The following is a 12,477-nucleotide window of genomic DNA, read 5'->3' as shown; positions in this document are numbered from 1 at the left end:
CTCAGCCCCCTTCCGGGGTGTAGGGCGGCGCGGACGCGTACAGCGGGCGCAGTTCGCCGCGCAGGTACAGCTCGCGCATCAGCGAGCGGCGGACCTTGCCGCTGGTGGTGCGGCGCACGGTGCCGGGGCGGACCAGGACCACGCCGCCAAGGGACGCGCCGAACTCGTCGTGCAGACAGCCGCGGACCCGTTCGGCGAGGTCGGCGAGCTGGCCACGGCTCCAGCCGGCGCCGCGGATCTCCTGGATGGCGACGATCTCCTCGCGTTCGGCGGGCGCGGACAGGACGACGGCGGAGCCGAACGGGGCACCGGACCGGGCGAGTTGGCGCTCGGCCTCCTGCGGGTGCAGGGTGCGGCCGTCCACGAGGAGGGCGTCCTTGATGCGGCCGGTGAGGTAGAGCTCGCCGTCGCGCAGCGCGCCGAGGTCGCCGGTGCGCAGGAAGCCGCGCTCGCCCGATGACGTGGCGTGGCCGAAGACGGCGGCGCTCTCCAGCGGGCGCCGCCAGTACCCGGCGGCCACGGCCTCGCCGCGCACCCAGATCTCGCCGACCGAGCCGTCGGCCAGGGCGGCCGAGCTCTCCGGATCAACGATGCGTACGGTGACGCCCCGCGCGGGTCCGCAGCCGGCCAGGGTGCGCACCGGGCGGCCCGGCTCGGGCGGGGTCAACTCGCCACGGTCCAGGCCTTCGGCGGACACGGTGGCAGGCGCGGGCGAGCGCCGGTCGGTGAGGCTGACCAGGAGGGTGGCCTCGGCGAGCCCGTATCCGGTGACGAGCGCGCCGGGGCGCAGACCGGCCGCGGCGAAGCGGCGGGCGAAGGCGGCGAGGGTGACGGCGGACACCGGCTCCGAGGCGTTGACGGCGGTGGCCAGCGCGCTCAGGTCCAGGCCCGCGAGGTCGTCGTCGGTGGCCTCGGCCAGGCAGCGGGCGTACGCGGAGTCCGGTGCGGCGGTGACGGTGACGCGGTGCCGGGCCACCTCGTGCAGCCAGCGCACCGGGGCGGTCGCGAACAGGTGCTGGGGCATGAGGACGGCGGTGGCGCCGAGCCAGAGCGGGTGCAGCAACTGGCCGATCAGGCCGAGGTCGTGGTGGAGCGGGAGCCAGCCGCCGATACGGGCGTGCTCGTCGGTACCGAGCGCGGTGCGCAGCGACTCCATGGTGGCGAGGAGGTTGGCGTGGGTGACCTGGACGCCGCGCGGGGCGGCGGTCGATCCGGAGGTGTACTGGATGAGCGCGGTCGCGCCGGCGTCCACGGCGGGCGGCTGCCAGTCGTCGCCGTCGTCGGGCAGGCAGTCGACGGCCAGGCACACCACCGAGGAGCGTCCGGCGGCCGCGAGGCGCCGGGAGAGTTCGGGGGCGTGCGCGGACGCGGTGAGCACGATGGCGGCATCGGTCTCGGCGGCGATCGCGGCGGTGCGTTCGGCCGCGGCGCGGGAGGCGTCCGGGGGCGGCACGGGCACCGCGACGGCGCCCGCGTACAGGCAGCCGAGGAGGGCGGCGACGGCGTGCGGGCCGCCGTCCATGGAGATCAGGACGGGTGCGCCGACCGCGCGGCGGCGCAGCAGCGCGGCCGCGACGGACCTGGCCCGCACGTCGAGTTCCCGGTAGGTGCGGCCGTCGGCGTGTCCCTCACCGTCCAGGCAGAGCAGAGCGGTCTTGGCGGCGCCGGCGGCGAACCGCGCCGCCAGTGCCTGCGTGAAGCTCTTCGCTGGGGTCATCCTCTGCTCCCTGGTGCTCGGACGGATGGTTGGTCCTCCTACTCTGCGCGTCGGCCCTTGACGGGTACTTGAAGATCAACTGTGGTGCGGGCGCGGGGCCGCTCATCTTCTGTGTCCGGGCACCTCGTTCAGGAGGTCCTGTAGGAGCGTCAGCTCCTGGCGGGTCAGCGGCACGTCGGGGCGCAGCCGTTCGGGGTGGCCCGGTGGCGGCCCGTCCGCGTCGGTGCGCAGCATCAGGCGGAAGCCGCTGTCGAGCGAGTGCAGCCGGGCCCGGTTGCCGTCGGCCGCGGTCAGATACAGGTCGACGCCGCCGTGGACCATGAGCGCTTCGCCCACCGGTCGCAGGAAGCGGCCGACGACCCGGCGCCAGGAGCCCTTGGGGCGGCGCCCGGAGCGGTCCGGAACGTCCGGGTTCTTCGCGCCCGCCATGTCAGAGAACACCTTCCGAGCTGCGGCGTCCGTTCATGTTCACGTCACCTCTCCCTTCGCCCCGGCTGCCGGGGCGGCACCTGGGTGCAGGGAGGATGGGAGCGGCCACTTGAGCCCTGCTCGGGTACTGGCTGAAAGGCGCGGGTGCGCAACTACACGTACCGGTCCGGAAACGGCATGTGCCGGGTTAGTCTCAGCCCGGAGTCGCAGGGGTCGGCTATTGCATAATCGCTAGCAAACGACCCATGATCCAGCACAACGGGGGGCACCATGGTGCGAGTTCTGATTGCCGAAGACATGCATATGCTGCGCAAGGCATTGGTGTCGCTCATTGAGCTGGAGCCGGATCTGGAAGTGGTCGCGGAACTGTCGTCGGGTACGGACATCGTGCCGACCGCGATGGCCATGCGGCCGGACGTCGCCGTCCTGGACATCGACCTGCCCGGCACCGACGGCATCACCGCCGCCGCCGGACTGCACACCTCGGTGCCGCAGTGCCGCACCCTGATCCTCACCAGCCTCGGCAGACCCGGCAACCTCAGACGGGCGCTGGCCGCGCACGTCTCGGGTTTTCTGCCGAAGGACTCCGATCCGGACAGCCTGTGCGCCGCGATCCGCAAGGTGGCGGCGGGCGAGCGCGTGATCGACCCCCAGCTGGCCCTCGCCACGCTCGACTCCGGCCCCTCCCCGCTCACCGACCGCGAGCGGGAGGTGCTCCAGTTCGCCTCGGAGGGCATGGAGGCCGGCCAGATCGCCGCCCGGCTGCACCTGTCGTCGGGCACCGTACGCAACTATCTGACCTCGGCCGTCAGCAAACTCAACGCGCGTAACCGCGTCGACGCGATCCGCATCGCGCGCGAGGCGGGCTGGCTGCACTCGGTCTGAGGAGCGGGCCCGGGGCTGCCGCATCAGCCCCGGACAAAACGTTTCTTCGCCGCGTCGGTAGGGCTTCGGCTCCGCCCGCTCGCAGGACTCGGGGCTTCGACCCGCCCGCTCGCAGAGCCTGCGCGCCTCGGCCTTCGCCCTCTCGTACGGCACCGCTCGCACGACACCTCTCGCGCAGAACCGCTTGTACGGCACCGCTCGCACAGAACCCCGTACGACACCTCTCGTACGGCTCTTACGCCGCGAGCAGTTCGACCTCTGCCCTGAGCTCGAAACGGCCGTCGGGCCGCGGCCCCGCCGTGAGCCGGCCGTTGACCGCTTCGACGCGCGTCGTCAGGTTCCCGATGCCGCTGCCGCCATGGGTGCGCGAGCCGAGGGCGGGTTCGCCGAACCCCTGCGCCCCGTCGTTGACCAGGCGCAGCCGCACCCCGCCCGCCGCCCGCTCGGCGGTGATCTCGCAGTGCTCGGCCCTGCTGTGCCGCAGCATGTTGGTCAGACCCTCGCGCAGCGTCGTCGCGAGCACCGTCTCCACCTCGCCGGGCAGTTCACCGCAGTCCATCCGAACGGTGGCGCGGATCCCGACACCCGCGAGCATCGCGGTGGCGTGCTCCGCCTCGGCTGTCAGGCACATCCGCAAACTGCCGCTCGCCACCGTGCGCACATCGGCGAGCGCCTCGCGGGCGATGCCGAGCACCTCGGTGAGCTCCTGGCGCGCCTGCGCGGGCCTGCTCGTCGCGAGTCGGCGTACCAGCTCGCACTTGAGGGTGATCGCGGACAGGCTGAACCCGAGCAGATCGTGCAGGTCACGGGCGAAACGCAGGCGCTCCGTGGTCACGGCAAGGCGGGCGATCTCGGTACGGGAGCGGTGCAGTTCGGAAGCGAGCTGCGCCATCCGCGACAGGCCGAAGACGACGACGCCGCAGATCGGGGTGTAGGCGCTCTGGTAGATCAGGTCCTGGAGGGACCCGTCGGCCAGCTGGAGCGAGAGGTCGCCGCCGGCCACGACCACGGCGAACACCGGCCAGGCGACCGTGGTGGGCAGCACCAGGAGCGCCGTCCCGGCCAGGAAACCCGGCATCCCCAGACAGGTCCGGCCCAGGAACAGGGGTGGCCCGACCTGGAGCAGTACCAGCGCGCAGAACGCACCCTGGCGCACCAGCCACGGCCTGCGCGCCGCCCAGGCCAGGCGCCACTGGAACGAGACCGCGAGCTGGACCAGCAGCATGGCGGACAGGCAGAGCATGAGCGCCACCGACCGCAGGAGCGGAAGTTCGAAGGAGAGCGAGAGCACCGAGTACGCCAGGAAGTAGCCCACCAGGACCGCGAAGGTGATGGCCGCGGCGGCCCGCGGCACCATGTCCCGGTGGCCCAGGCCGCGCGGCTGCACCACCGGCTGCTCGGCGTCATCGGCGTCGATGGCCCGCGCGGGGCACGCGTCCGCCCGCTGCCCGGCGCCGTCGGGCAGCGGCACGACGGCCCGCAGGTGGAACCGGCCCCGGCCGTCGGGCCCGTGGGCGAGCGTGCCGCCGAGCGAGGTGACCCGCTCGCCCAGCGCGGACAGCGCGCCGTCGGTGCCGCTCTTGGCCGAACGTCCGCGCCCGAGGCCGTCGTTGACGAGCGCGACGACGACGGCGGCGCCCTGGCGTTCGGCCCGGAGCTCGCACCACTCGGCCTTGCTGTGCCGCAGCATGTTCGTCAGGCCCTCGCGCAGTACGGCGGCGAGCACCGTGTCCACCGGCCGCGGCAGCTCCGCCTCGTCGAAGGTGAGCGACATGCGGATGCCCGCCGCCGACAGCATCGGGACCGCGGCCTGTGCCTCGCCGGACAGCGACATCTCACGGTAGCCGCGGCTCACCGCGCGCACGTCGGCGAGCGCCTTGCGCGAGGTGCGCAGAACCTCGGCGAGCTCGTCCTGCGCCCTGGCCGGCGCCCGCTCCAGGAGCCGGTGGGCGAGCTCGCACTTGAGGGCGACGGCCGACAGGCCGAAGCCCACCACGTCGTGCAAGTCCCGTGCGAACCGCAGCCGTTCACCAGCCACCGCGAGCCGGGAGAGCTCTTCCCGGGAGCGTTGCAGTTTCACGATCATGTCGGACATCCGGGAGAGCCCGATGACGGTCAGCGGAATGAGTAACGCCTCGACACCGGCGTACGCGACATAGCTCCACCCGGTCTCGAAGTGGGCGAACACCGCCAAGTCCCCGGCGAACCCGAAGCAGAACAGCGGCCAGCCGACCGCGGGCGGGAACACCAGGGCGGCCGAGGCCGTGAAGAACGCCGTCATGCCGCCCCAGCCGACGCCGAAGAGACCGATCGGCAGATACGCGAGCAGCCCCTGGAGCCCCCACGTCGCGTACCGGTACCGGGACAGCCGGGGGAACAGGCTCGGGAACGAGTGGCTGATCTGTAGGGCCAGGATCGCGGCGAAGCCGAGCACGGCGGTGGCGCACTGCCACAGCGGCGGGTGCTCGAACCACACGAACGAGCCGTCGATCACGAAGAATCCCAGCAGCACCCCCGTGGTGATCACGATCGCCCGGTGCCGTGGCAGCGCACGGCCCGCCGGTGCCACGCGCTCCCCGCGCGCGCGGCCGACTGCATCGGTCCTCAAGTCTCCCCCATGAGCTTGCATCTTCGATTGTGGGTGGTGCGTCGTGCGGTCAATCAGGCGATGGCCGTGAGCAGTTCGACCTCTGCCTTCAGCTCGAACCTGCCGTCCGGCCGCGCCCCCGCGACCAGGCGGCCGTTCACCGCGTTGACCCGGGTGGTCAGGTTCCCGATCCCGCTACCGCCGTTGACCTTGGAGCCGAGCCCGGCGTCCGCGCAGCCGCCCACCACCCCGTCATTGACCAGCCGCAGACACACCCCGGCGGCGGTGCGCTCCGCGGTGATCTCGCAGTGGGCGGCCTTGCTGTGCCGCAGCATGTTCGTCAGGCCCTCGCGCAGCATGGTCGCCAGCACCGTGTCGACGTCGCCGGGCAGTTCACCGCAGTCGGTGTCCACCGTCGCGCGGATGCCCACCCCGGCCAGCATCGCGGTGGCGTTCGCGGCCTCGGCGGTCAGACTCATCCGCTGCCGCCCCTCGGCCACCGTGCGCACATCGGCCAGCGCCTGGCGCGCGATCTGAAGTACCTCGGTCAGCTCCTCCTGCGCCTGCACCGGCCGACTCTGCGCGAGCCGGCGCACCAGCTCGCACTTGAGCGTGATCGCGGAAAGACTGAACCCGAGCAGATCATGCAGGTCACGCGCGAAACGCAGGCGCTCCGTCGTGACCGCGAGGCGGGCGATCTCGGTCCGGGAGCGATGCAGCTCGGAGGCGAGCTGCGCCATGCGGGAGAGGCCGAAGACCACTAGGGCGCAGATCGGCGTGTACGCGGTCTCGTAGATGACGTCCTGGAACGGCACCCCGGACGCGTACAGGGCGGCGTCGCTGGCCGCGGTGACGATCAGGAGTGCGGGCCAGGCGGCCGCCGCGGGCAGCACGAGGAGTACCGAGCCGGCCAGAAAGCCGGGGATGCCCGGCCAGGCGCGGCCGAAGACCAGGAAGGGCACGAACTGGAAGACCGCCTGGAGGCCGAGCGCCCAGTACCGCAGCCCCGATCGCCACCGTGCGGCCCAGGAGAACCGCCAGTGGAACGATTCGGCGAGTTGGAGCCCGAGGAGGGAGAGCAGGCACAGCTCCACGCCGTAGGGGAAACCGCCCCCCGGGGCGAAGGACCAGCCCTCCGCCGAACAGGCCAGGAAGTAGCCGACCACCACCGCCAGCGTGATCGTGCTGGCATCGCGGGGCGCCACGTCGAGGTGCGCGGCTCCGCGCGGGCGGATCGCGGGGGGCTGCTCCAGGTCGTCCGCGCAGGAGACCGCGGGCAGCGAGCCGACCGCCGGTGTGCCCCCGTCCGGCAACGGGACGGTCACGTGCAGCCGGTACCAGCCGTCGTCGGCGTGGTGGGCCAGCGTGCCGCCGACGAGCCGGACCCGCTCCTCCAGCGCGGCGAGCCCGCCGGCCGGGCCGCCCTTGGCCGGCCGCCCGGAGCGGACTCCGTCGTTGGCCAGCGTGAAGGCAACGTTGTTTCCGTCGCGTTCGACGGTGATCCGGCACTGTTCGGCCTTGCTGTGCCGCAGCAGGTTGGTCAGACCCTCACGCAAAACCGTTGCCAGCATGGTGTCCACCACGCCCGGCAACTCGGTTCGCTCGATGTGCACCGTGGTACGGATACCGGCCGCGCCCAGCATCGAGACAGCCGCGTCCGCCTCCCCCCACAGGGACATCTCCCGGTAGCCACGGCTGACCGAACGCACATCGGCGAGCGCCTTGCGCGACGTACTCAGAATGTCGGTGAGCTCGTCCTGCGCCTTCGCCGGGGCCTCGGTGAACAGACGGTAGGCGAGCTCGCACTTGAGCGTGATCGCGGAGAGGCTGAAGCCCAGCACGTCGTGGAGATCGCGGGCGAACCGCAGCCGCTCGGCGGCGACGGCGAGGCGCGAGAGTTCGGCCCGCGAGCGATGCAACTGGCTGATCATCTCGGACATCCGGGAGAGTCCGATGACGACGAGCGGGATGAGGATCGCTTCGACAGACGCGTACAGGACATCGCCCCAGGCGAGTCCGTAGTGATGGAATTCCACGAGATCGGCTGCGATCACCGCGGAGAACAGTGCCCAGCCCGTCGCCGCCGGGAACACCAGCACCGCCGAGGCCGCGAGGAATTCCGACATCCCGCCCCAGGCCTTGCCGAAGAGCAGCAGCGGCAGATAGCTGGGCAGAATCTGGAACACCCAGGCCGCATACCGGACTTGGGTGAGCCCTGGAAAGAGCCGCGGAAAGGAATGGCCGAGTTGCAGCCCCATGATCGCGGCGAAGGCGAGCACGGCTATCGCACTCTGCCACACCGGTGGGCGCTCCGCCCAGACGAACGAGCCGTCGATGACGAAGAAGCCGATCAGCACGACTGCGGTTATGGCTATCGCCTTGCGCGGCGGTAGCTCCTGACTGACGGCATCAGCGGAGTCCCCATCCACTGAGCCGACCGTTGCTGTCCTCAAGTGTCCCCCATGGTTCAACGATGCCCGGTCAGAAGCACGTCTCGAACGGGATCATAGGTAATCCAGCGCACGGATCTGTAGTGCTCGACCGGTTCTCACAGGCGGGCCCCGCCTTTCGCGTCGTCGATGGCGAGCATCCCGGCGGCCGCCGTATACGACCGGGCCGCCCGCACCACCTCCTCGGACAGCGACCCGTCGAATGGTGACTGAAAATCGCTGTAGGCACCCCGCAGATGCAGAAGCAGCCGGGAGGCATCGGGCCCGTGCAGTTCCACCCGGTGGTCAGCGCCCTCGTACGCGAGAACGGGATCGTGGCCCGTGCCGCGCAGCACGACGTCCGAAGACAGCCGGCATTCGGCGCCGGGTGCGACCGGTGGCAGACAGAACCTGGCGTCCGGAGACAGCGGGACCACGCTCAGCAGCGGAGAGGCCCCGAGCGACAAGTGGCGCACGATGAGGTGCTGGAGGGAGTCCAGGGCGTCGAGCAGTTCCCGCGAGGCGTCGTTCCACTCCCCCTCGGGCACGTCGTACCCCGGGAAGCCGGGCACCACGTTGCCCAGCGACACCGGGCCGAGCTGCATCCGGTGCAGCGCCTCGCGCAGCAGCAGCCCCGGACGCTCCAGACGGAGCTCCCCCCAGGGAGTGCGCAGCACCATGCTGGGGCCGGGCAGGACCATGACGTCCTCGCGCAGCGACCAGAACTCGCCGAGGTCCCGGGCCGCGAGGCGGTCGATGCGCATGAGAGGGTCCTTCCACCTGCAGGATGTGGTGTTCGCGTGGTTGGTGCTTGGGTGCACAGTCCGTGCCGTTCGTGCTCCTCGTCGTCAGAGGAAGAGCGGCACGGGGTTAAGGCTCTCGTACGAGGTAGGCGCGGCCAGTCTGCCGAGCTGTACGGGGACGTCGAAGAGGCGTCCGGGGGCGTAGCGGGCCCAGTGCGGTCTGAGTCCGGGCACCACCACCTTGACCACCGGCAGTCCGACGTCCGGCCGCGTCTGGTCGAGGACGAGCAGTTCCAAGGACCTGTTCCGCAGGAGTGCCACGACCATCTCGATGTCCTCGTGCAGATCGTCGTGCGGGGTGTAGGGGTGGGTGGCGGGGCCGGTCGGCGGGAGGTCGGCCGGGAACAGGTAGGGGTGGTCCGCGACCCTGCCCGTACGAAGCCACTCGTGGACGTCCACGTCGTCGGCGGCCGCGCGGGACACGCTGCCGTCGGGGGCGACCACGTGCGGCATCATCTGGTTGAGCTCGGTCAGGGCGCGGCGCAGCGCGATCGCCGGGTCGAAGTGCGCGCCGAAGCCGAACATGATGTGCTCCGCCTGCCCCGGTTCGGCGTCCGTACGCCGCGACAGTGCGGCCATCACCGGGATGCCGAGGTCGGCGGTGAGGTCGAGCACCCACACCTCGCGGTCCAACGAGGCGTGCACGCGCCGCAGTTCGGTGATCCACGGGTCGTCGAAGGCGTCGAGGTCCACGGCGGGGTGACGGGTGCGGTTGTACCACCACAGGGCGAGCGCGTCGCGCTCCACGAGTTCGAGGAAGCCCTGGAGCACGGCGTCTTCCAGTGTGCCTCCGGCGGCGGTGCCGTTGGAGGTGGCCAGACAGCCGGCGGCGCCGGCCGGCTGGGGCACGCCGTAGTAGAGCAACGCGGTAGGCAGCAGCTTGTGCCGCTGCTCGGTCACCGACCACAGCGGCGTCCAGTCGGTCGGTGCCTCCTCGTCGAAGGGGTCGGCGACGTGCTGGAAGGGCGCGTGGTTCGCGTTCCAGTCGGCGCGCTCGGCATACTGCCGCTCGGCGTAGAGCTGGACGGTGTTCGGGTGGACGGCGTCGGCGGCCAGCTCGCGGTAGCTGCCGCGGACCGTGGCCTCGCCACCCTCGAAGTGGCCGGAGTGGCGTTCGAGTGCCTCGGCCAGCGCGCTGACCCTGGCCTGGATCTCGGTCGCGCCCTTGCCACCGCAGGCGGCACGCAGACCGCCCCGGATGGCACCGATGCCCTGGGCGCCCGCGGCCGGGTTGAGGCCCGCCGAGAAGGAGTTGAAGAACTCGGGTCCGCACTCGTTCCGGGTGATGCCGCGCACGAGCCCGGTGACCGGATCCACCAGGTGGCCGAACCGGTCGAGGAACTGGCGGGGAGTGAGGCTGCGGTGTCCGTTGCCGCCAGTGTCCCGCTTGATTCGGGAGCCCAGCACCACCGGCGCCTCCACCTGGGCGGCGGTCATGCCGGGCTCGCCGCAGGTGGCGCACTGCGGCCGGCGCACGACGGGGTGGAGTTCACCGGCGAGGGCGAGTCCGTCCAGCGTGCGCAGAGCCTGCTGACTCGGATGCCGGTAACCGGCGAGCCACTTGGCGGCTTCGAGGCCTGCCAGCTGAAGGGCGGCCAGGCGCGCGGCGGGCAGCGTGCAGGAGGGCCGGGGTACCGGGCCCGAGCGGCCCAGCATGCGCTGGACATGGGCTTCCACCGGGCGCGACCGCCACAGGCGTTCGGCCAGGCAGGACCAGCAGGGCCCGTCGACGTCGCCGAAGAAGGGGCCGATCCACACCTCGGTGCCTTCGGACTTCACCGGCAGCCAGCGTCGTCCTGCCGCACGGAACTCGGCGTCCACGACGGCGAGCGCGGGGTCGAGGTAGTCGTCGCAGAGGACCACCGTGAGAGCGGCCGCACGTTCGGCGCCGGCCTCGGGCGTCGCAAGTCCAGCGGCGGTCAGGCACGCGGTCAGTTCCGTGGCGTCGCCGCCGCCGACCGCGAGCACCGAAACAGTCTGCCGAGTACGGGAGTTGAGCGCTACCGCGCCGTCCAACCCGGCGGCCTCCCAGTAAGCCTGCTCGGCCGACTCTCCTGGGGCCAGAGGGTGTTCCCCGCACCCCGTGAGCAGTCCGGCGCCGGTCAGCCGGGACACCAGCCGGGCGGCCTGTCCGGCGGGAAGCGCGTCCGCGGCGTCTCTCGCTATGCGCTCCAGGGGTCTGGTGCCGTCGAGGAGCGGGACGAGGCGGGCTATCTGCTCACCGTGCAGTGCGGTCACCCGCTGGTCGGAAATCAAGTACACCGCTTCACCGGGCACCTGCTCGACCCGCAGGTGCGGCTTGAACCCGACGAGCGGGGCGGCGGCGGCCCGCACGGCCCCCATCAGGCAGCGAGGCGAGCGGCGTCGACGGCCGAGACCTGACCCTGCGCCGCCAACCAGCAAGGCAGAGCGGGTGCCATGAGGTTGACGCAGACCTGCTGTCCGAACTCCTCGATCACGAGGTCGTCGTTGCCGGAGACGGGGCGGAGGATGTTCGCGTTCATGAGGTTCACCCTTTGACTAGCAGCCTGGTAGACCCAGGGGGACCTGACCCCCCTAGCCGTCGGCTCTCGACTCCCGGTCGGGCCGACGTCCAGAACTCTGCCGGGTGGGCCGAATCCGCCCCAGTGCCGCGGTCACGGGATGCACATGAAACTTTCATACTCGTGCCCAGGACACTCACATGCCGGGTTCAGGAGCCCGGCACTGCCGTAAGCCGGGCCCGGGTGACAGCTTTTGAGGGTGCTTGGAGCCGGGTCCGAAAACCATCGGGTCATCCGGCAGATCCGACCCCGGAGGAATCCCATGGAGATCAAGGTTCTCGGTCCGCTCATGGCCGAGTCGGGCGGCACTTCGGTCGTCCCGAGCGCCGGCAAGCCCCGGCAGATACTGGCGCTCCTGTCGGTGTACGCCAACCAGGTCATGCCCGTTCCGACGCTGATGGAGGAGATCTGGGGGGCGGACATGCCGCGCAGCGCCCTCACCACGCTCCAGACGTACATCCTTCAGCTGCGTCGCCTCATCGCGAACGCGCTCGGCCCGGACAGCCCGTACACCGCACGTGAGGTGCTGGCCACCCGGCACGGTGGTTACCTCCTCGAAGTGACGCCGGGCGCGGTGGACGTGCACGAGTACGACCGCCTGGTGGCGACCGGGCGCGGTGCCGCCGAGCGCGGTGACGACGAGAGCGCCGCCGCGCTCTACCGCGACGCGCTCGGCATGTGGCGCGGGCCGGCCCTGGTGGACGTCCGTCTCGGCCCGCTCCTGGAGATCGAGCTCGTCCGTCTTGAGGAGAGCCGGCTCGGTGTCCTTGAACAGCGGATCGACTCCGATCTGCGGCTCGGGCGGCACATGCAACTGCTCGCCGAGCTCACCTCTCTGACGGCCCGTCACCCGCTGCACGAGGGCCTGCACGCCCAGTGCATGGTGGCGCTGTACCGGTCCGGCCGGCAGTGGCAGGCGCTCGACGTGTTCCAGAACCTGCGGCGCGGGCTCGCCGACGAGCTGGGGCTCGACCCCTCGGCGCGGCTCCAGCACCTGCACCGCGCGGTGCTCGCCGGCGACCCGGCACTCGACTCACACCTGGCCGGGCGTCGCCCGGTGCTCGACCTCTTCGCCGCCTGAGCG

General features: G+C 71.5%; 9 protein-coding genes. 2 read left to right on the top strand and 7 right to left on the bottom strand.

Going from position 1 to position 12,477, the window contains the following annotated elements; genetic code table 11:
* Position 1: 1 nt before the first annotated feature.
* Together OG522_RS25185 and OG522_RS25180 are read right to left on the bottom strand one after the other, a co-directional pair.
* The gene (locus OG522_RS25185) at positions 2-1,717 is read right to left on the bottom strand and encodes a fatty acyl-AMP ligase (RefSeq protein WP_329465265.1); all 1,716 of its coding nucleotides are present in this window, start codon (positions 1,715-1,717) and stop codon (positions 2-4) included.
* A gap of 102 nt (positions 1,718-1,819) precedes the next feature.
* A complete protein-coding gene (locus OG522_RS25180) occupies positions 1,820-2,146 on the bottom strand; it encodes a DUF6059 family protein (RefSeq protein WP_329465264.1) in 327 nt (108 codons plus the stop codon).
* A 270-nt stretch (positions 2,147-2,416) separates the two neighbouring features.
* On the opposite strand from OG522_RS25180, the gene OG522_RS25175 reads away from it, so the two are divergent.
* A complete protein-coding gene (locus OG522_RS25175; protein ID WP_329465263.1) occupies positions 2,417-3,031 on the top strand; it encodes a response regulator transcription factor in 615 nt (204 codons plus the stop codon).
* A gap of 235 nt (positions 3,032-3,266) precedes the next feature.
* Here OG522_RS25175 and OG522_RS25170 read toward each other — a convergent pair whose 3' ends face one another.
* The 5 genes from OG522_RS25170 to OG522_RS25150 all read right to left on the bottom strand — a co-directional run bounded on the left by OG522_RS25170 (position 3,267) and on the right by OG522_RS25150 (position 11,354).
* Entirely contained in the window at positions 3,267-5,639 is a 2,373-nt protein-coding gene (locus tag OG522_RS25170) for a sensor histidine kinase (RefSeq protein WP_329465262.1), read from the bottom strand.
* 53 nt (positions 5,640-5,692) lie between these two features.
* Positions 5,693-8,047, bottom strand: a complete 2,355-nt coding sequence (locus tag OG522_RS25165) for a sensor histidine kinase (RefSeq protein ID WP_329465261.1) — start codon at positions 8,045-8,047, stop codon at positions 5,693-5,695.
* A 119-nt stretch (positions 8,048-8,166) separates the two neighbouring features.
* Positions 8,167-8,811 (bottom strand): hypothetical protein, encoded by a 645-nt coding sequence (locus OG522_RS25160; RefSeq protein WP_329465260.1) that lies wholly within the window; start codon positions 8,809-8,811, stop codon positions 8,167-8,169.
* Between the two features lie 84 nt (positions 8,812-8,895).
* On the bottom strand, positions 8,896-11,193 hold the full coding sequence (locus OG522_RS25155) for a TOMM precursor leader peptide-binding protein (RefSeq protein ID WP_443074747.1): 2,298 nt from the start codon (positions 11,191-11,193) through the stop codon (positions 8,896-8,898).
* Positions 11,193-11,354 carry a hypothetical protein gene (locus OG522_RS25150; protein ID WP_329465258.1) on the bottom strand — a complete coding sequence of 54 codons (162 nt, stop codon included), beginning with the start codon at positions 11,352-11,354 and terminating at the stop codon, positions 11,193-11,195. The genes OG522_RS25155 and OG522_RS25150 overlap by 1 nt, the downstream gene beginning before the upstream one ends.
* 301 nt (positions 11,355-11,655) lie before the next feature.
* Between OG522_RS25150 and OG522_RS25145 the strand changes: the two genes are divergently transcribed.
* Entirely contained in the window at positions 11,656-12,474 is an 819-nt protein-coding gene (locus OG522_RS25145) for an AfsR/SARP family transcriptional regulator (protein WP_329465257.1), read from the top strand.
* Positions 12,475-12,477: the final 3 nt, after the last annotated feature.

It is taken from the genome of Streptomyces sp. NBC_01431, assembly GCF_036231355.1.
Taxonomy (GTDB): domain Bacteria; phylum Actinomycetota; class Actinomycetes; order Streptomycetales; family Streptomycetaceae; genus Streptomyces.
The sequence above is the reverse complement of the archived record's forward strand: the minus strand, read 5'-3'. Positions and strand labels throughout refer to the sequence as shown.